At 54.2% G+C, this 24,807-nt stretch carries 24 protein-coding genes; 13 read left to right on the top strand and 11 right to left on the bottom strand.

What is annotated here, in order from left to right; all coding sequences use genetic code 11:
• Positions 1–10 precede the first annotated feature (10 nt).
• From Poly59_RS05655 to Poly59_RS05645, 3 genes are read left to right on the top strand one after another with little or no spacing between them, the layout of a single operon-like run.
• Positions 11–400 (top strand): response regulator, encoded by a 390-nt coding sequence (locus Poly59_RS05655; RefSeq protein ID WP_146533030.1) that lies wholly within the window; start codon positions 11–13, stop codon positions 398–400.
• Positions 401–426: 26 nt separating this feature from the next.
• A complete protein-coding gene (locus tag Poly59_RS05650; RefSeq protein ID WP_146533029.1) occupies positions 427–1,269 on the top strand; it encodes a transglutaminase-like domain-containing protein in 843 nt (280 codons plus the stop codon).
• A gap of 9 nt (positions 1,270–1,278) precedes the next feature.
• Positions 1,279–2,292, top strand: a complete 1,014-nt coding sequence (locus Poly59_RS05645; protein WP_146533028.1) for a putative zinc-binding metallopeptidase — start codon at positions 1,279–1,281, stop codon at positions 2,290–2,292.
• Here the strand turns inward: Poly59_RS05645 and Poly59_RS05640 are convergent.
• From Poly59_RS05640 to Poly59_RS30385, 3 genes are all read right to left on the bottom strand, one after another.
• Positions 2,266–3,510, bottom strand: coding sequence for a mechanosensitive ion channel family protein (locus tag Poly59_RS05640; RefSeq protein WP_246151401.1), 1,245 nt, complete (start codon positions 3,508–3,510; stop codon positions 2,266–2,268). The genes Poly59_RS05645 and Poly59_RS05640 overlap by 27 nt on opposite strands.
• Positions 3,511–3,595: 85 nt before the next feature.
• Positions 3,596–4,183 (bottom strand): CsbD family protein, encoded by a 588-nt coding sequence (locus tag Poly59_RS05635; RefSeq protein ID WP_146533027.1) that lies wholly within the window; start codon positions 4,181–4,183, stop codon positions 3,596–3,598.
• Positions 4,170–4,292, bottom strand: a complete 123-nt coding sequence (locus Poly59_RS30385) for a hypothetical protein (protein WP_261343482.1) — start codon at positions 4,290–4,292, stop codon at positions 4,170–4,172. Before Poly59_RS30385 ends, Poly59_RS05635 begins: the two co-directional genes overlap by 14 nt.
• Before the next feature lie 69 nt (positions 4,293–4,361).
• On the opposite strand from Poly59_RS30385, the gene Poly59_RS05630 reads away from it, so the two are divergent.
• From Poly59_RS05630 to Poly59_RS05600, 7 genes are all read left to right on the top strand, one after another.
• Complete coding sequence (locus Poly59_RS05630; protein WP_146533026.1) at positions 4,362–4,778, top strand: CsbD family protein; 417 nt, start codon at positions 4,362–4,364, stop codon at positions 4,776–4,778.
• A gap of 51 nt (positions 4,779–4,829) precedes the next feature.
• The gene (locus tag Poly59_RS05625; RefSeq protein ID WP_146533025.1) at positions 4,830–5,237 is read left to right on the top strand and encodes a hypothetical protein; all 408 of its coding nucleotides are present in this window, start codon (positions 4,830–4,832) and stop codon (positions 5,235–5,237) included.
• On the top strand, positions 5,234–5,455 hold the full coding sequence (locus Poly59_RS05620) for a hypothetical protein (RefSeq protein WP_146533024.1): 222 nt from the start codon (positions 5,234–5,236) through the stop codon (positions 5,453–5,455). The genes Poly59_RS05625 and Poly59_RS05620 overlap by 4 nt, the downstream gene beginning before the upstream one ends.
• Complete coding sequence (locus tag Poly59_RS05615; protein WP_146533023.1) at positions 5,452–5,898, top strand: phage holin family protein; 447 nt, start codon at positions 5,452–5,454, stop codon at positions 5,896–5,898. Before Poly59_RS05620 ends, Poly59_RS05615 begins: the two co-directional genes overlap by 4 nt.
• An 85-nt stretch (positions 5,899–5,983) precedes the next feature.
• Positions 5,984–6,220, top strand: coding sequence for a hypothetical protein (locus tag Poly59_RS05610; protein WP_146533022.1), 237 nt, complete (start codon positions 5,984–5,986; stop codon positions 6,218–6,220).
• Between the two features lie 184 nt (positions 6,221–6,404).
• Entirely contained in the window at positions 6,405–6,617 is a 213-nt protein-coding gene (locus Poly59_RS05605; RefSeq protein WP_146533021.1) for a hypothetical protein, read from the top strand.
• 143 nt (positions 6,618–6,760) lie between these two features.
• Positions 6,761–7,474 (top strand): hypothetical protein, encoded by a 714-nt coding sequence (locus Poly59_RS05600; RefSeq protein ID WP_146533020.1) that lies wholly within the window; start codon positions 6,761–6,763, stop codon positions 7,472–7,474.
• A 44-nt stretch (positions 7,475–7,518) separates the two neighbouring features.
• Here the strand turns inward: Poly59_RS05600 and Poly59_RS05595 are convergent, their stop codons facing one another.
• Together Poly59_RS05595 and Poly59_RS05590 are read right to left on the bottom strand one after the other, a co-directional pair.
• Positions 7,519–8,394 (bottom strand): mechanosensitive ion channel family protein, encoded by an 876-nt coding sequence (locus Poly59_RS05595; protein WP_146533019.1) that lies wholly within the window; start codon positions 8,392–8,394, stop codon positions 7,519–7,521.
• A complete protein-coding gene (locus Poly59_RS05590) occupies positions 8,394–9,554 on the bottom strand; it encodes a hypothetical protein (protein WP_146533274.1) in 1,161 nt (386 codons plus the stop codon). The genes Poly59_RS05595 and Poly59_RS05590 overlap by 1 nt, the downstream gene beginning before the upstream one ends.
• 431 nt (positions 9,555–9,985) lie before the next feature.
• Between Poly59_RS05590 and Poly59_RS05585 the strand changes: the two genes are divergently transcribed.
• Positions 9,986–11,551: an arylsulfatase gene (locus Poly59_RS05585; protein ID WP_146533018.1), complete on the top strand. Its 1,566-nt coding sequence runs from the start codon at positions 9,986–9,988 to the stop codon at positions 11,549–11,551.
• A 2-nt stretch (positions 11,552–11,553) separates the two neighbouring features.
• Here the strand turns inward: Poly59_RS05585 and Poly59_RS05580 are convergent, their stop codons facing one another.
• On the bottom strand, positions 11,554–12,600 hold the full coding sequence (locus Poly59_RS05580; RefSeq protein WP_146533017.1) for a ThiF family adenylyltransferase: 1,047 nt from the start codon (positions 12,598–12,600) through the stop codon (positions 11,554–11,556).
• Positions 12,601–12,757: 157 nt separating this feature from the next.
• On the opposite strand from Poly59_RS05580, the gene epmA reads away from it, so the two are divergent.
• Both epmA and Poly59_RS05570 read left to right on the top strand, forming a co-directional pair.
• Positions 12,758–13,732, top strand: a complete 975-nt coding sequence (gene epmA / locus Poly59_RS05575; RefSeq protein ID WP_146533016.1) for an EF-P lysine aminoacylase EpmA — start codon at positions 12,758–12,760, stop codon at positions 13,730–13,732.
• A gap of 72 nt (positions 13,733–13,804) precedes the next feature.
• The gene (locus Poly59_RS05570) at positions 13,805–14,311 is read left to right on the top strand and encodes a hemerythrin domain-containing protein (protein WP_146533015.1); all 507 of its coding nucleotides are present in this window, start codon (positions 13,805–13,807) and stop codon (positions 14,309–14,311) included.
• A 90-nt stretch (positions 14,312–14,401) separates the two neighbouring features.
• On the opposite strand, the gene Poly59_RS05565 is transcribed toward Poly59_RS05570, so the two are convergent.
• The 5 genes from Poly59_RS05565 to Poly59_RS05545 form a co-directional block, all read right to left on the bottom strand.
• Entirely contained in the window at positions 14,402–17,131 is a 2,730-nt protein-coding gene (locus Poly59_RS05565) for an MMPL family transporter (protein WP_146533014.1), read from the bottom strand.
• A 90-nt stretch (positions 17,132–17,221) separates the two neighbouring features.
• The gene (locus Poly59_RS05560) at positions 17,222–20,305 is read right to left on the bottom strand and encodes a secretin N-terminal domain-containing protein (protein WP_246151400.1); all 3,084 of its coding nucleotides are present in this window, start codon (positions 20,303–20,305) and stop codon (positions 17,222–17,224) included.
• A 173-nt stretch (positions 20,306–20,478) separates the two neighbouring features.
• Entirely contained in the window at positions 20,479–21,528 is a 1,050-nt protein-coding gene (locus Poly59_RS05555; RefSeq protein ID WP_146533013.1) for a cytochrome c family protein, read from the bottom strand.
• 15 nt (positions 21,529–21,543) lie between these two features.
• Positions 21,544–22,662 (bottom strand): hypothetical protein, encoded by a 1,119-nt coding sequence (locus Poly59_RS05550; protein ID WP_146533012.1) that lies wholly within the window; start codon positions 22,660–22,662, stop codon positions 21,544–21,546.
• 173 nt (positions 22,663–22,835) lie between these two features.
• Complete coding sequence (locus tag Poly59_RS05545) at positions 22,836–24,764, bottom strand: hypothetical protein (RefSeq protein WP_146533011.1); 1,929 nt, start codon at positions 24,762–24,764, stop codon at positions 22,836–22,838.
• Between the last annotated feature and the right edge of the window lie 43 nt (positions 24,765–24,807).

The following is a 24,807-nucleotide window of genomic DNA, read 5'->3' as shown; positions in this document are numbered from 1 at the left end:
GGCACGAACCATGACCACCATACTTATTGTTGACGATCACGAAGACATTCGCGAAATGATGACGCTAAAACTGCAGCAGCGCGGCTTCGCAGTGGTCACGGCGGTCAACGGACTCGAGGCCGTCTTAGCCACCGCGCAGTCCGTGCCTTCGCTAATTCTGATGGACATTAACATGCCGGAACTGGATGGTTTAGAAGCAACCATGCAAATCCGAGCCGCCGATGCCGAGAAACGCATTCCGGTGATCGCATTGACCGCTTACGCTTTACCTGATGACGAGACCCGCGCAATCGCCGCCGGCTGTGACGCACTTCACCCGAAGCCCGTTGATTTTGAAAAGCTATTTCGACAGATCAACGACCTAATTGGTGATAGCGGCGATGTGCAAATTTCCTCTTAGTTCTTCACACAAAACGAACAAATCAAATGAACCAAATTCTCGTCGGTAGCCGACTGCACTATCTTGTCAAAGAACCCACTGTCTTCCTGCTGAACTTATCTGTCGCACAGAACGAGCATCAAGCGACTAGCAACGAGTCGATCGAAATATCACCGTTCCAGACCGTCGATGAATGTGCCGTCGGGCAATCAGGTAACCGCTTGTTGCGTCTCAATGCCCTGCCAGGTGAACTGACGATCGCTTACCAAGCGACAGTTGAGCTTCATGCTGAGGAAGTCGATTCAACAAACTTAGGCGAAGTAAGCTACGAAAAACTTCCCGCAGACGTACTGACCTACTTGAACCCGAGCCGATACTGCGAATCAGATAAGTTGTTTCGGTTCGCGAGCGAAGAATTTGGTCATCTTGTGCCGGGCTATTCAAGAGCGACGGCAATTTGCAATTGGACCTTCGACCAGTTGACCTACACACCAGGCAGTACGGGACCGACAACAACGGCCTGCGACGTCCTGCTGCAGCGAACCGGTGTCTGCCGAGACTATGCTCACGTCTCAATCAGCCTTTGTCGAGCGATGGGGATCCCAGCAAGATATGTTTCAGGCTACGCCGTTAATCTTCAGCCACCAGACTTTCACGGTTTCTTTGAAGCGTACTTTGATGGCCGATGGTTTTTGTTTGACGCCACACGATTGGCGCCGGTTGGCGGATTCGTTCGTATCGGAACGGGCCGCGATGCCGCGGATGTTGCATTTGCAACCATGCGAGGCGACGCGGAATGCACGGGGATGAAAGTTTGGGCGAATGAGCAGCAAAGTGGTGACCACTTGCTCGACCCCGAGAACGTTCAAACCGCCGTTAGCTCTGCGTAGGTCGCCAGAATGAAAACCGGAAGCTGCCGTTGTGGCAATCGCATCTTCTTCAACAACACCCTCTGCCTTTCGTGCAGAGCAACGGTCGGCCGATGCGTTCCCTGCGGAGCGTTGACAAGTTTTACTGCCCGAAACGATTCCTCGGCTTGCGATGCATGCGGCACCGCCGCGTTCCCCTGTCGAAACCAACGTTATCGTGTTTGCCATTCATTCATTACAGCGCCCAATGAACTTTGCCGGTGGTGCAAGTTCACCAAGGTCATTCCGTCACTAAACCGACCGAACAGTGTCGCTCGATGGGCAGCAATGGAGTCCGCGAAACGCCGACTTCTCGTCCAGCTGGACCAACTCGGTTTACCTCCGTTTATCGACAAGTTGATCGAAACGCATCCGCTGGCGTTCGAGTTTCGCGAGGATTCGGTGGACATGAACGGTCAACAACAGAAGGTCACTACCGGTCACGAAAGCGGTCTCGTCACAATTAATCTGGCCGAAGCCGACAGCGTGCATCGCGAGCGTTTGCGAGTCCAATTGGGTGAACCACAGCGAACGCTGATCGGTCACATGCGGCACGAAGTGGGCCATTACATCGACTGGGCTTGGGCCAGTCGGATTGCTAGGGATGAATACCAACGGTTGTTCGGCGAGCCAAATTCAGTTGACTATGGTCAAGCGATGTGCCGCCACTACGAACAAGGCCCGCCGGCAGACTGGTCCACCCGCCACGTCAGTGCTTACGCGACCATGCATCCGTGGGAAGACTTTGCAGAGACCGTCAATGTGTATCTTGACATCATGGCAATCGCCACCACCGCGAATGAAATCGGCGGGCGTTCTCTCGACTTGTCGCCCACTGCCGATCCGAGCCAACTGGTTGCAGGCGTCCTGGAGATCGTGGTCGAAGTGAGTGAATACAACTTTGACCTTGGTCTAGCTCCATTACTACCCGAAAAGCTGCACACAGCCGTTCTAGAAAAGCTTGCGTACGTGCATTGCTTACGCCGGAACATCACCATCGACTAAGTTCTTCATTGCTGACTCGACAGCAGAATCTTTGAACGTCAGCGTTCGGTAGGGAAATGGAATTTCGATTCCCGCCTCGTCAAGGGCCCGTTTGATCGCACCGACGACTTGATCTCGACTGCGTCGAATTTCGGTTGGCTTCGACCCAGTCCACCAGGCGACTTCAAAATTAACACTTGAACTTGCAAACTCCTGCGCAAAAACCTCAACCGTACGAATTCCCTCAATCGAATCACAGCTCTGGACGGCCTGGCGAATGACATCGCGGGATTGATCGACATCTTCATCATAGGCGACGCCGCAGATCAGTCTGACTCGGCGTTGTGGCTGACTGGTCAACACATCGACATTATTTTTAAACAGAGTTGCGTTAGGCATCACAGTAAGTTCACCGTCAAGCTGCCGAATCAACGTGTTGCGAATCGTAATCTGTTCAACCTTTCCAGTGATTCCATCACAAGTGATGAAGTCCCCTCGATCGAACGGATAACCCCAAAGAATCAAAACGCCGGCAAAAAAGTTCTCGAAAATGTCCTTGAACGCAAAGCCGATTGCGACAGACCCGAGCCCCAGAACCGTTAGTGCTTTCGCTGGTGTCATGCCAGGAAATGCGACGATCGTTGCTGTCAAAAAACCTGCGATCCAGACGGTCAACGACCCGAGTTGATAGATCAAATCTTTTAGGCTCGAGCGCATTCCACGGTTGCCGAGAATCTTGAACAGCAACCAACTGGCCAACCTTGCCAAAACCGCTGTGAGCATCAAGGCAACTAGTGCAGCAAACAGCAGAGGTGACCTAACAAGAAAATCCTGCCAAAGCGTATCGAGACTTTGGGTGACCACTTCCTTGCTGGAAGTCAGATCGACAATCGCGTCAACATCGAGTTTGTTGATGACGGCGATTACGTCCTTCGTTTTTCGCGCCGTGTTGCCTGCCCATTCGCGGTGGTCAGCTGAAGTGGCGATGCCTTCCAAGGTCACGATGCCGTTGTCGGACGAAACGTTCAGATCGCCATACCAACCGGACGACTCAAAAATTCGCCGCAACCGGCCCGCGATCGCCGAATCGTCAGCCACGTCATCCACCGCCACCGTCGCCGCCGGTTCATTGGCGATCTCAACTTCAGCTGGAGGAGTGTCTTGCGAATAGGCAAGACTCGAGACTGATGCAAATAACAGCAGCAGAACCAGCAGACGAAAAAGAATGGGGCTTTTCACGATAGACAACGGGAACGCGGTAGCGGAAGTGATGGTGGCAACGTGCGGGGATCTAAAATCTCGCGTCACGTCCGGTGGATTCTCTCTAGCGGCTCCAGCGATCACGCCATGAAAGCTCGCGTTCGCGGCGGGCTCCGATTGAAACGCCAATCATGACGCCCAGCATCATCCCAACGCCGGCCGCGGCCACGAGGGACTCGAGCGGGCGCCGAGACACCGTTTTGACGGAGTAGTCGTAACCCTCTCGGGCGGCGTCTGCGACATGCTCATAACCCTCGCGCAGCGTTTCGCCTGCGTTCTCAGCCATGCTGTTCACTTGATCCAAGAACGAGCCACCACAGCACTCATCCAAGAATGCTTCAACCTGCTCACGACTCTGACCCGCCTTCTGCTGAATCAATCCAGACAACTTGTTCAAGTCACCTTCGACCTGCTTCAGTTCGTTATCTGAAATTTGACCGTACTTCTTCTTGACCGATCCAACGATCGATTCCCATTTACCGCTCAGCTCTTGCTTCGTAACCATTTTCAGATCCTTTCGTGTTGCGAAATGTTCGTCGCGGATGCAGTTACGCAAAGATCGTACCAGCGAATCTACTTCCACATCGAAAGCTAACACCGCGTTGTCTTCTAGCTTGCAAATGACCACATTCACGCCGTCAAACTTCGTCATTACGACAACGAACCGAACGCTGCCCGATCACGATGACTGGAAACCAACCAGCCAGTTGAACTTGCTGCCGCGAAATCCGTGCGACAAGTCGCATTTCAGGATTTGGCATGGACTTTGCACCTTGTTGAGTCTGACCAAAACATCGACTACCACCCACTTGATAATGAGGAGAGATTCAATGATTACGCGAGAAGAACTGCGTGGGCAGTGGAATGAAGTAAAGGGACGCCTGCAAGAACACTGGGGCCAATTGACCGACGATGACTTGCTTCGGGTCGAGGGCTCGGCCGACCGACTGGTCGGGGTCGTGCAACAAAAGACGGGTGCGACGAAACGCGAAGTCGAAGAGTTCCTGGACCAAGCTATGGCAAATGGACGTTCGACCTTGAATCAAGCGACTGAGTCGGCGTCGCGGTATGTCGACGAAGCCACCGCGATGGCACGCGAACAGTATGCACGGGCAAGTGCGGCATCAGAGCAAATGTCGCGTCAGGTAGTTCACTCGGTGCGTTCACGGCCGATGGAATCGCTTGCGATTGCGTTCGGCGTCGGTGTCGCGGCCGGAGCGTTGCTTTTCCTCGGACGTCGTCGCTAAGAACAGCGTAGACGACAACAATCAACGCAACCCAAAAGCCGAGAAACACTGATGAGCACTGCTGCAGAAATGCGTTCCGAAGAAATTCGTGCGCGGATGCGATCCATCCGAAGCGAACTTCCCTACGACATGGAAGATGCACGCGAGCAGATTCAGCAGTTATCGGACTGGAAATTCTATGTCCGCAGAATGCCGATCGCTTCGGTAGCGTGTGCTGCCGCCGTTGGTTTTCTGGCCGTTCCGTCGCCAAAACCATCGGTTAGGCAAACACGTCTGGACACGGAAGGCGAGACGATCGCCGCGAAGTCGAGCTTGTTAGGTGGTGTCGTCGGCGCAATTGCATCCATGGCTTTCCGCACCGGCACCAACATTGCAATTCGCAAAGCAAGTAGTGTCTTTTTGGACTCGCACGGGGTCGGTGCGCCGCGCCGCAACCACAATGAGGACATCACATCATGATTGCACCAATTGAGCAGAACCGAGTCGGTCGATACTACGATCGAGACCGAACAGCGAGGCGACAATCCGCAGATGAAGAGCAAGGCAACGGCGTTGGCGATCAAACCCTACAAATCGTCCGTGATACAATTGGCAACCACCCGGTTGCTGCGTTAGCGATAGCGACAGCAGTAGGTGCTGCCGCTGCTTGGATTATCAAGCGTGGAGTCCGCTCATGAGCGAAGAACGAAACCAGGGCGGATTCGGGCGCGTGATCGGCGACATCGTTGACCTCTGCGAATTGCAATTCCAATTGCTATCGGTAGATTCTCGGGAAGCCAAGCGCCGCGGCATCAAGGCGGTCATTTTTTTAGCTTTAGCGGCGATCATCACGCTGACTGCGGCGATGACCGCGATGATCGGGCTCGGATTCGTTCTACACGAACAGTTTGATCTTACCGCGGGCGAAGCGTTGCTGATCGTCAGCAGTATCGCCATGTTTGTCGCCATGATTGCAGCGTTAACGGGAGCCAAAATGATCGGAAAAGCGAACGATTCACTGATCGAGGTGAAACGGGAGTTTGCCGAAAACATGCGTTGGATCAAAGCAGTGGTTGTGAAGCCCCGTCAATCAGCCCGCAACCAATTTCGACGCGAGACGTTTCCACCAACTCCGCGATAGAGACGATGCAGCGATAAAGCGACCAAGGCATGTCGTCAATTTAAGGTCGACACAACTAACTCCATCACTAACTTAGGAATCTCTAATGTCAGAAACAACCCGATCCACCGAACACGTCAAAGGTGTTGCCCGTGAATTTGTTAATGACGCGACCGACAGTCTCGCGGTCGGCGCACGCGAGTTTAAAGATCATTATATGGCGGAGCCAGCGAAAGATTTGCTGAGTCTCGCGAAAGCTTATGCAAAAGACAAACCGGAAGTCGCGGCGGTTTGGGCATTCGGTCTGGGCTTGATCGTAGGTTGGAAAATCAAACCTTGGTAACCGCCCAGCGCGTTGTTGATCGAAACGTAGATGCCCTATAGAGAGAGGCCAGTGACCGTTTCAGTCGAACACGCGTATCACTTCGCAGAAGCAATCCGACGACTTGGAGGAGACGAGATTCTTCTGCGTGAGGTGGCAGCCATCACCTCAACCGACCTCCCCGGCGCCAACCAAAAATCGCTACATGCTCTCGAGGACGGCAACGGCGCTGCTGCTGACTCGGCGCAGCATGAAACTGAAAAGCTTGCTCAGTACGTTCCAAACCGATGGAGCAACAGTCGAACTGCAAGACATTCTCAGCATGGCTCGGCATCCAGACGTCGCCGAGGCAGAGAGGAAGTTCAATCAACACAGAGCAGAACTCGACGAGTTGGTCGCCGCGATTGCCGCTGACTGAGCTAGCCAATGAGCCATCGCCGAGACGTCAATTTCTACGGCGCTCTGGTGGAGCCGATTCGACAAGGCGAATTAATTTGGTTTCACTGTCGTGATGCCGATCAACCATAGAAAACCGACGAAGCGTGGATAGAAGCAATCGCGATGCCTGAAACGACTCCAGACAAATTGAATCCAGACGGATCAACCTGGCTGACTCATCAATGGGTCGTTGCGGGAATTGTATCCTCGGCTGCACGGTTCATCCCGATTCCGTTCGTCGATGACGTCATCCGCAGTCGATGCCGACAGTTCGTTGTCTCAAGGACACTTGCGGCTCATCAACGCACTGACCTTCTGGACGATTTGAAACCGTTTTTCGATTCGAGCGGCGGTTGCCTAAACGGCTGCGTCGCGACCGCCGTGAAGGCACCGCTGAAGTTATTGCTGTTCCCGGTTCGCAAATTCGTCGCAATCGTGACTTCGATCCGAGGGGTTCCCCTTGAGATCATGCGAATGGTGCTGCTCGGGCGGACTCTCGATCGGCACCTTCGTGATGAGTCAGCAACGATCGATCCAACCCAGTCTGCTCGAATGCGACTAGCTTTCGAAGAGTCGTTTGCAAGGATCGATTTTCGCGTCGTACGTGCTGCAATGACCGACGCACTTACAAGTGTCAAAGGTTGGAAATCTGCCGCCATCGCGACGGCACGAGGACTCGCCGACTCGGGCACAGGCGCCGACGAAGCGATCGAACCAGAACCGAAAATTGACGCGGGGGCTGCCAACATCCAGCAAGTGCTCGACCGTCCCGAAACACTGGATCTGTTCGCAGAATTCGATCGACGTTTTGATGAGGCATTGAAGAGAATCGGCTAGCTACGGCCATGTCTCTGGCGGATTTCTAGCCACAAAACCGTTGCTTACCCCGAATCATCGCTTGAGACTGCGTAGTGTGCTGTGACTTCTCTGGCACTGCACTCGTTGATCGCTTGCTTGCCTCGAATGGTTAGGTCACTGACGAACGCGAACTGATCCCGCATGTCAAACGGATAGGCTTTTACTTTGTAATGCGTTCCCCACGGCTTCTCTGACAACATGACCAGCACCGGCTTGTCAAACTCTAAGTAAGCGCTCGTTAGTGCCACGTCACGCAGTTTTTCTCGCAGGTTTGCCGCGTCATGGTCCGGCGCAACGTAGAAGTCCGCGACGCACATCAACGTTCGCGCTCCGTCATTGGAATTGCTGATATTACTGTCCCACATTCGCACGTGGGGAACCGTGACAATGTCATCCGAAGCGGTCCGCAAACGAATTGCTCTCAGCCCCACCGTTTGTACTTCTCCGTAGTCGTCATCAATTTCGACCCAATCGCCTGGCCGATATGGTCGCTCGAAAATCGCAACGATGCCAGCAATCAAACTGCTGACATAATCCTTAAATGCAAAGCCGATTGCGACGCTGGCACCACCAGCAATCACCAAGAAGTTCTGAAACGTGACGTTGAAGATGATCGGAAATATCCACAAGATTGCTACTGTCATCAACAGCAACCGAATAATCGGCACCGCACCCAAGAGATACAGTCTCACTTGATTTGGACCGCGTTCAGCCAGGAACGGTAGCACACGTCTTGCCAAAACGATTGCAACCCACGTTGCTACAATCACCACCGCAATTTCACCAAAGCTGATGTCTTGCAGATCGTTGATCAACTGGACTGCATTGTCTTTTGCTGCGACTGAACCCTGCACAGACTCGGCTGCTTCCGTCGGTTTGACATTGATTTCTTGCGGCATCAGAGTTGGTCCATAGGGAAACCGGCGGCATCTAACTGAGTGCGGATGACGTGATAGGCGGCCGGAGCGCAGGCGTATTGCTGATCCTGACGCAATACAAAGCCCGCACGCACAAGCGACGCTAGCACGCCGACGCCACCGAGCGGCACGACCAAATCAATCTGTTCAGCGGTGAGCGTATCGTGAATCAGCAACGCCTGCAGAAGCAACAACGCCGAATCAACGTCCTGCTTAGGCATTTTGAAATCTTCTAGTGCGGCAATCCAAAGAGTTTCCTCATCGGCGAACATTGGCTCGGCACCTTGGTCTTGATCAGGCCCCAAGCGAATACTTCGCCGCCACAAATGCCAAGCGACCCATGGAATCCCGAAACTGCGCGCCGCCAATTGAAAAAAGAAGTCGCTCGGCGTTTCCTTTTGATCCGACGCGGCGAACACATCCTTGCCATCGATTGACGAACGAAAGGTCCTCCCACGGTCTTCGCCCTCCGACGCGAGTTCGCTAAACCAACGACGCAAACGCGCCGCATGAAATGCTTCGAATGTCAGTCCGCACGGAAAGACCGAATCAGCGTTTGCGACCTTCGAGAGAAATCCCCACGCCCAACTATTGCAACCGATCACGCAGTGCCTCTGCAGCCGTGACAACTGATGCAACAAAGTCCGAACTTCCCGCAAACCGTTGTGATGCCGCAAGAACCAGTGCTCGAGACGAGGTACGACGATCACGCCATCGCCACGAATTTCTGGCAACTCAAATTCCGATTCGGGATCTAAAATCGAATCCCTTGCGGGTGGCTCGAGGATCACATGGTCGTTGACCAAGGCCCATGACCGCACGATGTCATTCTGGTCGCAAGGCGGAAGAACCACCAATTGCAACCAGTGCGACGGTTCTTGATCTGCGATCCATTCGGCGAACGTCGCTTGCAACTCTGACAGCACCGGCCCGCACGCTGGCGGAGCAGCAATTTCATTCAGCCGGGAACGATTCGTCCACCGCAACGACTCATCCGAAATGAACGGATCGGGCTCATTCTTGCGTCTGAACGTTCGCCACAAATCCCCTGCCATCCGCCGCAGACTCTCTTCGGCCGGACGTACCGGCCACTCGTAGTTGCCCAGCGGATTAAACGTCGTTATCTCGTCGGATGAAGCCATGAGCCAACTATAGTTGCAGTAATGAAGAGTGCGTGGCACAAACTCGCTTACCAGCGTCACGATGATCGCCAGCAGTATAATTGCGAGAGCAAGATCGACCGACAGTCCTATCGTCGATTCGTCGTCCAAAAGGTTCTTAACGATCACAGGCAAATTTCATGTTTTCGAGAGAAATGAAGCGGCAAACGTTCCATTTCTTGAATCGCCAGGCAGCCACGAGCCAAAGATTTGACTTGTGATGCGGGAACGAAGATGCTGTGCATGCTGCCGAGGTCGGTTTCTCGCTGCCCGGGTGATCAACTCAGGAATCATCGTCCGTGGTTCCTAGTTGTTCACCCTTGTTTCTTGATCGTAGATTCAAGTGACCAAGCGGCCCGATACCCGACCAAAACGAACGCATCACACCCTCAGTCCTTCGAATGGGAATCAATATGAGTCAAATTCGTGCCAAGATCCGGGCCGCTTTCCACCGGTCATTCCCACATCAATTCCGACGCAAAACAGCTACGTTTATCGTCGCGACATCTGCAGCACTTTTTGTACTGACCCTACTCACAACGCCGGTCAGCGCCGATTCGAACGGACCTCCCAACGTTGTCTTCATCCTGGCGGATGACTTAGGCTTTCGAGAACTCGGGTCATTCGGGCAAACCAAGATCAAGACGCCAAACTTGGACAAATTGGCTGCTGAAGGAATGCGTCTGACCCAGCATTACAGCGGCAACGCGGTCTGCGCACCGTCGCGTTGCGTACTGCTGACGGGCAAGCATCCAGGGCACGCCTTCGTCCGTGACAATCGCTCGACTCCGCCGGAAGGACAGCTACCGATTCCCGATGACGAGGTAACATTGCCCGAGTTGATGAAGCGTCACGGATATGCGACTGGAGCTTTCGGAAAGTGGGGGCTGGGAGGACCGGACTCAACCGGTGAACCACTTCGCCAAGGACTGGATCATTTCACGGGCTACTTGTGTCAAGCGCACGCGCACAGCTATTACCCGCCCTATCTGTGGAATGATGGGAAACGTATCGACTTAAACAATTCGCCCGCTGTACCTGGACACGCTGGACTTGCCGACGGTGCGGATCCCGCCGATCCACACAGCTATGACGTCTTTAAAGGACAAGACTATGCACCGGATCGAATCAATGCGGCAGCGATGGAGTTCGTTAAGACAAACCGCCAGCAGCCATTCTTTCTGTACTATCCCAGCATGATCCCGCACGTTGCTCTGCATGTACCCGACGAGGAACTAAAACCGTACACCGATCTTGGTTGGAACGACCCACCCTTCACTCGCGAGCGCAATGGGTACACGCCCCACTTCACACCGCGTGCCGCTTATGCAGCGATGATTTCACGACTGGATCGTTACGTCGGCAATCTGTTGTCGTTGCTCGATGAACTCGGCTTGGCCGAAAACACCATCGTCGTCTTCACCAGCGACAACGGGACGACTCACCTGGGCGAGGAAGTTGACTACACTTTCTTTTCAAGTGTCGGCGAACTGCGAGGCTTGAAAGGTTCTCTCTACGAGGGCGGTGTCCGCGTGCCAACGATTGTTCGTTGGCCAGGGCATGTAGCGCCCGGTTCGACGAGCGACCGTATCAGCGGATTCGAAGATTGGATGCCAACGCTACTAGATGCGATTGGGCAAGCGGAAAATGTGCCCAAGAATATCGACGGCATTTCACTACTGCCGACACTGCTTGGCAACGCGCAGCCCGAACGACCTTACTTGTACCGCGAATTTACAGGTTATGGAGGCCAGCAAACCATCCGCGTGGGTGACTGGAAAGCCGTCCGCCAAAACATGCAGAAAGGCAAGCTTGAAACCGAACTGTACAACATCGCGACTGACATTGGCGAAACGAAGAATGTCGCTAGCGATCACCCAATGATCGTCAAAGAACTGGAAAAAATGATGGCCGATGTTCGAGCGCCGTCCACCGAATTTCCGTTGATTCCACTGGATAGCCCTGTAAAGAAAAAGTGACCTCAGCCGCCCACGTACCGATCAAACAAACTGCGAGCCTCGCTAACTTGATCGGTACCGGTAACCACCACGCGGCCATCCCGAAACAGGGTGACCGTGTGAGTATCACTGGGATGCAGTCGAATAAAGAACGCGTTAGCTTGCACTCGCCCAATCCCTTTCCACCGATCGGCCATCATCGTTAAATCGACCGCGCCGTTTTGACTGCGATTGATTTGAACTGCGTTTCGACCACACAGCACGGCGGCCGACTGATCCACGATTCCGCGGGCCCCGTCCAAGAACTGCAGTTCGCCGTTGTCACAGGCGACGCAGCCCGCCGATAGTGTCGAAGGAATCTCGATTTCGCGAAAGCGATTATTCCACAGATCAATCGACAACATGGTTTGATGAACGGCCGCTTGATTGCCCGACAACCACTTGATCGCTTCGGTCGCCTGCAGGCTGGCGATCACATGAGTGACCGAGCCAACAACGCCCGCCGTATCGCAAGTCTGGACCGCCGACGCCGGCGGTGGTTCGGGAACGACACATCGAAAACATGGTCGACCTTGGCCGGTGAACAATCGAACCTGCCCCGACGCACCGACGCATCCACCATGGACCCAAGCGGTCTTGGTTGCCAAAGACCAGTCGTTCAACAAGAAACGCAACGAGAAATTATCTGCAGCGTCGATCACCAAATCGACCTCGCCCAGTAAGTCGCGAATGTTCCCGGCACCGACATCAGCGACAATTGGCACGACCCTGATGCTACTGTTGATTTGTGAAATTCGCTCGCAAGCGGCGGCGGCCTTCGAACGACCTTCGCGAGCATCTGCTTCGTCGAACAGAGATTGTCGCTGCAAGTTGGTCCATTCAACCACGTCGCGATCGATCAACGTCAACTTGCCAACGCCGGCTCGCGCCAGAACTTCCGCTGCGACGGTGCCCAATGCGCCACAGCCCAGCACAGCAACGGATGACGCTGCGATCAGACGATTTCCATCGCTGCCAATCGGGGCAAACTGTATTTGACGGGCGTAGCGATCTTCAGCAGAATCCGACATTCCAGGCGACAATCAATCGAGATGGCAAAGGGGATGGGCAAAACGCGAAATGAAGCCCATGTTGTCATGGGCAAGAATACCCAAGTCAACAAACGCGCCTAGCGATGCTCATTGAACGAGCCAACTGTAGTTTACAACCAATGATTTTCCCACATCGATGAATAAATTCTCACAGCTTCCCAACATCGAACTGATCCGCCAGCGAGCAGAGTTGCTGCGAGAATTGCGTTCGTTCTTTGATCAGCGAAACTTCCTTGAGGTCCAGCCACCCTGTTTATCGCGAGACTGCGTCATCGACGCATACATCGACCCGATTTGCGTCGAATCAAGACAATTAAAAATTGCCAGTGACCTGCCCGAGTTTCTATACCTACAAACTTCCCCCGAATTGGCGATGAAACGAATGTTGGCGGCGGGCGCGCCGTCGATCTATAGCATCGGCCCTGTATTTCGCAGCGGCGAGTCGGGCGACCATCACAACATTGAATTTACGATGTTAGAATGGTACGAAGTCGATGCTGATATCAACTCCGAAATCTCGCTGCTGGGTGATCTCGCAACCACGATTCTGAACTTCGACAGCTACGAAGTCGTCAACTATCGCGACGTCTTTCGCTCGACACTTGGATTCGATCCGATCGACGAACCGATCGAGACGCTCGTGTCGATGGCCCAGAAAGTGGACGTGCAGCTTGCCCAATCGATCGCCGACGATCGCGACTTGATGCTGGATGTGATTTTGTCGCATCACATCCAGCCAACCCTGGGCATGGAACACCCTGTGATCATCAAGAACTATCCGATCACCCAAGCTGCGCTAGCTCGGCCGGCGGCGGACGATCCGAAGTGTGCTGCGAGGTTCGAATTGATCGTGCGTGGCGTTGAACTAGCCAATGGATATGACGAATTGCTTGACGCAAATGTTTTGGTCAATCGCGCCCAACAGAGCAACCAAATTCGCGTTTCAAGTGGCCGCCGTCCATTGACTGTCGAATCCTCCCTGGTCGAGGCCATGCGATCGGGCCTGCCCGCCTGCGCAGGTGTGGCCATGGGGGTTGACCGACTGCTGATGATTCGTTCAGGCGTTTCCTCCTTAGACCCTGTGATTCCATTACCGATCGATCGAGCCTGATTCGAGGTGGGTTTGGCTTTGGTCCGCCGGATTGGATACAATGCGGCATCTACTCTTATCAAGGACCGAATTATGGAACGTTCCATCAGCCCGATCGTTGGCCGAACGATTTCGGATACGAAGCGACGGCTATCTGTTAACGCAGCGTTTTTGAAGGACATCAAAGACGACAACCGAGAGTTGAAATGTTTAATCGACAAACTTGATCCGCTCGCAGAACACGCTCAAACAGCGGCCAATCATTGGCCCGAGATCACTGCTCTGTTGGGTGACTTTCGCGACCAACTGGCGCTCCATTTTTCGCTCGAAGAAGCATTCGGATATTTCGAAGAGGCTATCGAGGTTGCACCGCAGATGAGTATTACGGCCGAGCAACTGCGTGGCGAACACACAGGCCTTTTCGAGAGCATTCGCGAACTGGCCGACAAAGCGTCAGAAATCTCGCCGGACCAAATTGAAAAAGTCTCGACGTTTCTAACCAGACTCAAGCAGTTTCGTCACACCTTGGAACAGCACGAAGAAGCGGAGGTCAATCTGATCCTAGAATCGTTTGGCGACGACCTTGGCAACGGTGATTGATCGCCACGGCAAATCTGATCAACCATCGGTTCATTGATGTGTCCAATCGTCGCTTCGGCCGAAAAACGGCATGTTCCAATTCAACAACTGCTAGGTGTTACCGCGTTTACCAATCGCGGCAACGAAACTTGGTACTAAGATCGTGCGGACGTAAAACGTATCGATCAATACGCCTAGTCCCAACGCAAAGCCAAGTTCGACGATCCCTCGCAGCGACGTACCGCTAGTCGACGTTTGAAATCCAAGTGCATTGACGACGGCCGGAAACCATGCCGATGCTGTCATGCTGAAGAATGTCGCCGCCATTACTAACCCGCACGCGGTAATGATGCCACCGGTGCGTGACACCGCTCGGCGTAGTGCAGCAAGCCAACCGAGCTTTCGCTGTTCTTCGACAATCCGGGTAACCAAGTAAACGTTGTAGTCCTGCCCCACGGCAACCAAAATGACAAACAGAAACAACGGCAACTTCCAATCGAGCCCAACAAAGTCGTTGCCGTACGCGATCTTAAAGAACACCAGCGTCAGCCCGAGCGTCGCGTAGTAACTGATCAATACCGTTGCGATCAAGTACACACACAAACCCAATCTCCGGATCACCAACACCAAAACTAAAAATACAGCGATGACGACGGCGATCTTGATTCGCCGATTGTCTTTTAACGTCACGCTTCGCAAGTCGATGATCGATGGTGTGGTTCCGGCCAATAGGATGTGCGAGTCCTTGATGACCGAATCAGGCTGCTTTGACAGTGCCTGCAGCGACTTGCCGAGACCACTGACGCGTTTAGCGGTCTCGATTGAAAATGGGTCGCCATCCACAACGATATCGAACCGCGCCAGGCGGTTTTCAAGCTCGGGAAGCGATGAGAAAAAATGCCGCTTAGCAACTTGGTGATTGCGAAGCGCACGACGCTTCCAGGCTGCACTGGTCAATAACCCCATGTCGCGATCGGGCGGAAAGTCACCCAACGGATCATCCGCAGTCCGGACTGCGAGAACACCGTCTAGCGAGTACAAATCCTTTGCGATCGCACGAATTTGCTTTTCGAATTCTTTCCGCGGCGTGTCTTCTTTGTTAACGATCAAGACCGTGACCGGATTGATCTCGCCGATATCAAAGGACTCGGATAACAGTCGCAATCCTTGGCGACTGTTAGCCGAATGGTTCAGTTGGCTGCTGTAGTCGTACGTTACTGCGTCTTCGTGCTTAAAACCGTAGACCGCCGGAATCATCAACACGACCAAACCGACGATCAAGGTGGTCATCGGACGACGCGTCAACCACAACGCAATCAGACTCCAGATTCCGCCCGACGATGCCTCACCTCTGGGATCACCAAATAATGACAAGTTTTTAGGCGTTTCCGTTGTGACGCGAGAAGGCCAAAACGCGACGGGGCCAATCGCGCGCAACAACGACGGAGTCAATGTCGTACACACCAACAAGCCGACCAACAGACAGATCGCGATAATCGGACCGGTGTAATGGAACTTGCCAAAGCTTGCGATCCACAACATCCCCAGCCCAACCACAGTCGTCATCGCGCTGCCAAACAAGGCTCCCATCACGCCGGACAATGCATTTCGACAGGCAACTGGCCATGGCGCCTTGGACGCTTCTTCGCGCAGGCGCGAAATCAAAAACAGGCAGTAGTCCGTTCCCGCGCCAAACAAAATGACAACAACAAAGATTCGGCTGGTTGTAAATATCCGCATGTCCAATCGCGGAATGACTCGATCAATCGATAATCCCGTCAGCAACGCCACAAGCGACGTCGACACCAGCACCGCAAAACCGATCGACACCATCGGAATGGCGACCAACAAGGGAGCTCGATACACCAACGCCAAGATCACCAAAATCATCACAACGGTGATCCATTCGGTATAGCGAATCGCGTCCCGCGCTGCCATCAAAGTTTCGCCACCAATCGCCGCCGATCCCGTCATCAACAGTTCGAGCCCTGGATCGGTGTAACCTCGGCTGTACCGCAGCACGTTGCCGATCAACGTCTCGATCGCTTCGACCGTGGCGATGTTTCCCGTCGCCGCAAGTTCGCTAGAAAGATGCAGTACGACTAGCCGCGCACTTTCTTTTCGCAAACGCGATCCCAAAACGCGGTCATCCCATGACAGAATGTCCAACATCGGCTTCCAACCCACCAAGTCCCGATCACCAATCGCAACCGCGACCGTTGGCAGGTCGGGCATCAAGATCAACGCAGCTTCGAAATCCTTGCCAACCGCTTCTTCGGATCCACCGATCAGTTCTAGAAGTTTGCCGCGATCCCAATAAGAGATGGCCATCCGGGGCTGAGTCAGCGTCGGAGCATCGTCGGGGACCGAGTCGGCGATCAGCTCGTAGAATTTTTTGTCGGCATCGATCGATTTACCAAAGGCCTCTTCGGCCAATTGAATCCAGACCGCTGCCGGATCGTCTTCTGATGGCATCCCGCCGGTGTATCCATACTGGACCGCACGTTGCCAACTGACTTCGCCAAGCCGGTGATAGAGCCGCCGCAGTAGATCCAGACCGACGATCTCGTCACTTTTGATCAGCGGTTGATCACGGCGTCCCATCACCAATACGACCTCGCTTCGCGCCCGTTCGCCAGGGAATGCACGGTCCAGCAACCGGCCACCCGCAACGCTGCTCATCGTGGGCGGCAAGTATTCAAAGTCGCCGTCGTAGGCAACGTCGTTCCAACGTGGCGCAACCATCCGCAGCGAGACTGCTACCACCACCCACACGATCAAAATTAACCACCAGTGTTTGGTAACGCTGTCGGCCCAACGATGCGAAAGTGAGCGATGCATCGAAGGTGGGTGTCACGAAGGGTTGGAAAGGAAAGGCAGGTGAGTCTCCAGTTTAGCACACTAGCGAGTGTGTTCGGCAACGGCGATTGATCATCGAGACGGTTCGCCATCGCCTTTCGCTGACTCACGATTGCGATTCCGGCCTTGTCCCGCAGTTTGGGTAGTTTCGGCACCAAGCGCTTTCAACGCAGCCTGCAATCGTTCACCGTTGATACCACCCGAGAGTTCGACGATTTGGACCTCCCCCTGCGGTTTCGCGGCTTCATCAAGCTGATCAATCATTTCGGTCACCAACTCTAACAACGGCTCACCTTCGGCGCTAACCAAGATCGTATTTCCGATCGTGTCGACACCCAGCGACAACTTTCCCTTGAACGAAAAATCAGCACCGCCGCCATCACGGCCGCTCTCGGAGTTCTGCAGTTCGCTGCCGGAACCTTCGCGGCTTTTCGTGACTTCTTCTTTTCCGCCACCGCCACCACCACCCGCGTTTCCGCCCTTGCCACCCGCGAACGTCTTGTCATTACTGCTAAGCAAATCGCGGTACGCCTCTTTGACGGTTTCAGCGATCTTGTCCGCTTTGCCAAACTGGATCTGAACCAAACTTGTGAAGCGAGCCTTCTTTTTACTGACCGGCTCGGCAATGTCCCACAATTCAATCAGTTCGGTGATCGTTTGCAGTTGCTCGCTGCTGGCGCTACTGACAACGAGCGTGTTGGTATCAATGTCGTCGATAAAACGAAGCTTGTTGCCTTTCCCTAAACCAGACGGACCTTTGTCTTTCTTATCGTCATTGCTGCCCCAAAAGTATCGATAGAACTGGTCGGCGTCCGAATCATCTTCCTCTTCCAGGTCCTTGAAATAGTCTTCCAGATTCAACCGCATCCAGTACGCCGAAGCGTGAACGATATGGAAGACGCGGTACGGGCGTTTCGGTGGCGCGACCTGCAACATCAAGTTTTCGAGCTTGTCGAGCGCTTCGGTATCGGGGCTGACCAACACCAAATTTCCGTTTGCGTCCAGCTCGATACGAATGGCTGCCAGTTCCGATGCCGGCTTCTTTTTGGCCGCAGTCGGTGCCGACTTCTTTTCACCAAACAAACGATCAAAGTCCTTCGATGATCGAATCACATCCGACTGTTGTTCCGTCGGCTCGGCAGTTGCTTCATCGTCACCTTCTTGATGAAAAACAGCCAACTGTTGTTGCCCAGACAAACCCTGTCGAGCCTCTACGTCATCCCACGCGACCGAATCATCTTCGTCAAACTGTTTTTTGTTATCCGTTTTATCGGCATCCATCTCGTCGTCGTCTTCAGAATCCGACACGCCGGATTCCAATTCACTTTCTTCGTCGTCCTGAACATCGGCTCGTTCATTCGGATCAACGAAACTGTCTTCATCGGGTAGTTCAAGCGGGTTCGATGAAATGCGACTCCACTGTTGCCGCAAACGCTGCAAGTACTCATACGTTTCCGGCGTGGCCGACGCTTCCATGATCCGTACAGTCTGCGAATTTCCGCCCGGCGGCGGCAACTCGCCAAGCTTGACCAACAGCGATCGCACTTCTTCCATTTCGCGTTCGTTGGCCCAAAGCAAAATCTGGCGGTAACGGATGTTTGCCGACACGCGGAACTCGTCTTTCTCCTTTTTTTCCTCATCGTTGCCGCCGCCATAGTAACCGTAGTAGTACGACGAGCGACGGCTACTCTGTTTTTCGTCCTCGTCTTTTTGGCCCATCAAGAACGCGATCGACTCGGCGACTTCGGCGGGATCAAGACGCCGCAAAGGCAAGACTTCGAATTTACGTCCGGTTCCGTCCAGTCGCTCTAATAGCGACGAGATGATGAATCGATCAGCCGCCGAACCGGATACGATCAACGCATTGTTGTCATCGTCCACACGAACTCGCGTGGTTGGTTCCAAGACATTCATCTCGCTAACGATCTCGATCAATTTTTCGGGGTCAAGCGACGACAACCGAAACACCTGAACCCGCGTCTGCACATCGGCTAGCGACATCATGTCCTCGCGTTGCACGTCGATTCGCCGCAGGAACTCCGTCGCGATCGCGATGCGGTCGGCCGGCGCACGGATGATGACCGAGTTCTGTCGCGTATTGGCGACGATCGAGATTTCCTCTTTCTTCTCTGCTGGCGGCGCTCCCTGGTTTTGGCCGCGTTGCTGCTGCATCATTTGGATTTGCTGTGGCGTCAGCGGTGTTGCCTTCTTCTTTTCAACCCCCAAGAACTGCTCCAGCATTTCCTTGGCCTCTTCGGCCGGCAGGTACCGCAGCTTGAACTCAGGCGCAAGCGACTCGCGTGAATCACTGTTGAGTTCGCGAGCAAGCAGTTCGGCGACTTGACGCAAGTTCACCGCCGCGTCCATCGCTTCGATGCGATTGGTTGTTGTCAGCGCCGTCAATCGACCGTTGCTGCTGATCATCGGCTTCAGTTCTTCGGTCAACTTCTCGGCGGACAACCAACCGACGTCCAAAGACGTGCGAACAAATGAATGCATCGGAAGCGTGCCCAGCGAATCGGGTTCAACGCGTGGCACGATCGCTGGATTGATGCTTTCCGTTTTGGCGACGGTTAGCCCTCCGTCGATTTCAAGCAGTGTGTAACCTCGCGCCAGCAGATACCGATTGAACAGATCCCGTGTCTCGATCACGGTATAACGTCCTGGCGACCGCATGTTGACTCGATCGCCTGGCAGTTCCAACCAATCCAATGGCAATTCAGAAATGTCGGCCAACCATTCGACCAAGTCGACCCACGGTTGATTGCGAAACTCAAAGGCGACTTTGCCATCGTCGCCGACCATCACACCAAATTCGCTGGCGTCGGCCTTCTCGTCGAGCGTGGCGTCACGGCGAATGACTTTGGGACCGGCGTCCTTATCGTCTTTCTTCTTTTCGTCGTCTGACTTGTCATCGCCTGATTTGTCGTCGCCTTCATCACCCGATTCGCTGGGTTTGCTTGGCTTGCTACTAGGCCGCCCACCCGGCACCTTCACGCCAGCAGGAACCTGGATCGTTCTTGTCGTTCCGTCCGGTCCGGTCACGGTGACTTCGTCGCCGAACAATCGCGAAAAGGTCGATCCCGAGACCGCGACAAAGATCGCGACGACCGGGAAAAGAATGCGAATTGGAATGGGCAAGATCAATGGAAACACTCGGCTGCAGAGGGGCGGCGAGACAAATCAGACACTAAGTATGAATTGCCGCGGCCCCAAACACAAACTACGCGATTTTCACGTGTTTCGGCAGCCAAAGTACCCTTGGAGAACTTGGGCAGACCAAGTTCCCGCCCTTTGGGTGATTTTGAACGCCCCTTCGCGTACCGCGGTTACTTGTAGCGGTCACTTGATGGGATGAATGAATCGAGCGATCCAAACGTGGATCCATCGACGGTCTCAGCAAACTGATAACCAAGAACGGAAATCTTGTCGGCTGCCTGGATCAGATCGTCACGATTGTTCAGTTTCAATGTGACCGAACCAAACACGGCGAGAATTTCATCGAGCTTCGGCGATTCGACCTTCGCGGCGACGCTCTTCAGTCGAGCGCCAGCCCGAGCACCTCGCTTGGCAACCGTGACTCCGTACGTCGCCTTTTCAGTGGCAACCGCCGTTGCCCGCAGACTTGATTCGAGTTCCGCGATCATGCCAGCAACAAACATCACGCGGAGGCGATCGGTATCGCTAACGTCATTCGTTTTTCCATCCGAGCGGACGAAGTTGTGACGAATCGTTCCCTGACTCCACGAGACGAATTCGAATTCCAAGCTGCCCGCAGAATGCCCGCCGACATTGACCAGTTGCTCGTCGGCCGTCGTATGACAACGCAAGCAACTTTGTGCGACCGAGTACACGTTGGCAGGATTTCGCATTCCAGCAGCAACGCTTTTCAAGATTCGAGCTTGGCGGTGTTCCGGTGATTCGCTCAGTCGAGTGATCCCTTCGCCGCCATAGTCCTGGTGCAGGTCAAGCCAATTCTTTGCGCCGCCGTGGCATGACTCGCACGACACGCCAGCGATCACATGAGGATCACCGCCGGCTTGGGATTGCTCGGTATAGTGACATGCGACGCAGCGTCCTTCGTTCTTGATCGATTGCAGTCCCAGTTTTGTGGCAATCGCTTTCGCTTCGGGTCGGCGATGCAATTCTTCGAACGTCCGATTGTGTGGCGTGGTTTTCCAAACCTGAATCTCGGCCGCGTGGCACTTCACACAACTTTCGTTGCCCATCACGGTGATGGGATCAAGTGGCGCAGCAGCACTCGACACAGGATGCGATGAATCAAGCGTCGTTACCGCCAGCGTCACTGGGCAATTGAGAACCAATGACGCCAATGTAAAGGTGACGGCGGAAACAGTTGTGATATTTCGGTTCGACATCGCTTATGTCTCGTATTAAGTGAACAGGGAGGTAGCGTTTGGAAAGGACAAGCTCGGAAAAAGAGCCGTCGAAGTGTTTGCCTGCGCGACAGAACTCGCCGGCATGTCGGATGAGGATTGCGTGAGTTCTCGGTCGAACGGATCAGCGGCGGGATTCACTTGAAACGTCGGATCAAGCAGATCGGCAGCGGTTGGCAAAGCGGATCTGCCAAGTGTTGATTGGTGAAATCGGCGAGCTACGAATCGTTTCAATGATCCCAAAGCGTCGAATCCTGCCAGCAATCCGTTGGCGTCAAACACCAACGAAGAACCACCGAGTCTGCGGAAAGTTTGATTGCCGACGACCGTTTCATATCGGCCGCGTGATCGGTCGTCAAAAAACCGAGTCAGCAACGAGACGCTTAACGGGCCCATTCCTTCGGCACCATTAGCGATTCCGCGATGCGGTGCGAAAGCAGGCATGCAAACCATGGTTCCGGCGACGACTTCGATTTCGGTCGCTTGATCTTCCAACAATGGTTCGTAGTAGAGCGACGTGCGATGCCGAAAACTGCCACACACGCGATCCTCGATCGCGGCGGCCGACACGCCAGATAACGGAGCGCCGGATCCTGGCGTGTCCGACGGCGACACAGGATATTTCAGAATGCGATGAGAACCGCGGATCTGCCAACGGACCGTTGGGATTCCGTCGCAATCCAAATAGGTCATCGCGCCGGGTGACTCGATCACGAGGTCGCTTTGATGCGAATGGGTCTGATCGATGTTCTGACTCTCGGCCAATTCGCCAATCAATCGATCTGTAATCAACTGCAAAAACGAACTCATTTGATTTGTGTTCTTCAGGACGATACGAAAGCGTCCACCACGGACCAAGTCCAGCAGTGATTGCCCACCGATGGGTCCTAATTCACCGCGACGCAGTTGGCTGGGGTAGACGGGATTGTTTCCCATCGTCGTGACTTCGACCATCGAATGCGGATAGCAATCGATCAGCGCCGCCAAACCTTCATCTGTAAATAGCGAAATTTCGGTCAGGCGGTGCGAAGTTTGAACCACATCGCGCATCAATTCCGGCGTTTGGTGATGATCCCAACGCATCAAGTAATCGGGCAAAGTGGAAGTTGAACTCATCAGACGCCGACGCAATCCGGATTATCGATACAAACAAACTCTGGGTTACCAAAGTGGCCGCGCAGCGACCGCCTGATCAAAACCTAGGCCACAAAACGTGGGCGAGGGCGAGAGTTTGTGGCGAAATCGGATACCGATCGAAGCAGATCGACGGCGTCCTATCCAACAGAGCTTTAGTCGATTTGGCCGACGCCGACGGTCAACCAACCGTCATTGGCCTCAACCAGCTCGGGACGGAAGACACGGCCGCGAAGCGATTCCAACTTTGACGTCATCGGAACAGTCATCGACTTGTCCAACAGGACCGCTGGAAAGACGTCGTCAAACTTCTTTTGGATCGTGCGTTTCAAACCGGCTTGGCTCACGCTCAGCCGTTTTCCCGGTCCGGGGAACGACACGTCCACGTCACCCTTTCTCAGCAACAACACGCGTCCGTCTTCGGCACGCGCTGACTCGTAAACCGCGGTGATTTCCATCGCTTGTTTGAGCTCGCGTTTGCCTTGCGCGAAACGAGTTCCCCGTACGCCGACACGAACCGTTTGATCGCGGGCTTCGAAGATGATCGGCCGCAGATTTGCGAAGTCAATCTCGAATGGATCCTGGTCTTCGTCGCCATCTTCGCTATCCGTGTTCTCGTCGGCCAGAACCGACGAACCACTCTCGGCTACACCTGCCTGCGTCTCGATTGGCAGACCGGTTTCGGCGATCAATCCTTCGAAGTCGCCTTCTCGCATCGTTCGGCCAGCCAACAGCGGTGTCATGGCGTTATCAACCACTGACTCGTGAAGCTGAACCGCGGCGTCGTAGGCAGCGAAGATTGCCGGACGGGTGACGACGGATCCGAGTTGGTCATGCCGGCGGAAAGTCGAGTCGATGAAGATTTCTTGGTCGGTTGATCCCCACAAACGGGCCGGTTCGTCAAGCGACAAACGCTTCAAGACAGGGCGAACGTTGCCCAGCACATCCGGTGGCGAAACTGCGGTTGCAGAATCGGTCTGCTCGACAAACTGGGCACCAACTTGGCTGCGCAATTTCTCGACCGCGATTCGATCGGCGTTCGGTTTCTGTTCGGCGGCTTTCTTGCGAGCGATCCGGCGGACCAATCGCAAACGATGCTCGATCGCGTCGATGTTTGTGTTCAGCGTTGCTTGAACAAACGCGTTGTCTGCCGAAATTCCTGCTTCACTGATGTGCAACAAACGAGACACGTTGACCGTCCCAGTTCCCGAAGTTTGCAACCGTACCGGCCCGTTGTAGCCCGTGTTCTGACTCGACACACATCCCGCTAGCGCCACTTGGACACGGACTTCGCCGATCGACGGCAACAGGTCGGCGGTGATCACACCATTGAGCGAAGCATTGCCAACAATGCGAGTTCCCAAAATGCAGTCGCGTACCGGACGCGATTGGTTGACGCCGCGATTGATCGCCGACTGAACCATCGATTCATCGATCAAGATGGCCATGTTGGGACGACTGAATTGATTTCGAAACGACTCAACTAAACCAGACGCTTGACCCGACGAATGCAACAATCCGATCACCGCGCCAATCGTAGAGACATCGTCTGCGGAAGGGCTGTCATCCATTTCGCGGATTTTTTCGGCGAGCGATTCCATTTGCTTGGCGACCGCTTTTTCGGCTCGGTCGGCGTCGCGCAAACGAACTGCTTCAATCAGTCGTTCTAGGTCGCGGCGAAGCAACATCAACTTTGACAGTTCCAATCCTGGCGTCGTGCCGACGAGTCGAAAACGCAAACTGATCGCTTCGCGAGCGATGTCCGTTGCCGAAGCCTCTGACGCAATCAACTCGCGCAACGGGTTCAAATCCAAATACTCCAACCACGCTGCACCGTTCGCCGGGTCGGTTTGCTGAGCAAAAAACAGCTCCGCCGCGTTGATCGACGAAACCACCGCGGCTGACGATTCAGCGACAGCCGGAAATTGGCTCGGATCCAGATTTTTAGCCGCCAATTCCAACTCAGACGCCAGCCGCTGGCGGTCACCACTGGACCACTGGGCCCGAGTGGTGCTTGAGAAAACTGTGATAAACGCCATTGATGCGAACAGCAATCGGGCGAAAAGCGGGCGAACGCGATACATGGAGATCCAAGAAATGCGTAAACAGGACAAAAGAACCGGGTCA

This window comes from Rubripirellula reticaptiva, from assembly GCF_007860175.1.
Taxonomy (GTDB): Bacteria; Planctomycetota; Planctomycetia; order Pirellulales; family Pirellulaceae; genus Rubripirellula; species Rubripirellula reticaptiva.
Note: the sequence above shows the minus strand (reverse complement) of the source record. Positions and strands in the feature narration are given on the sequence as shown.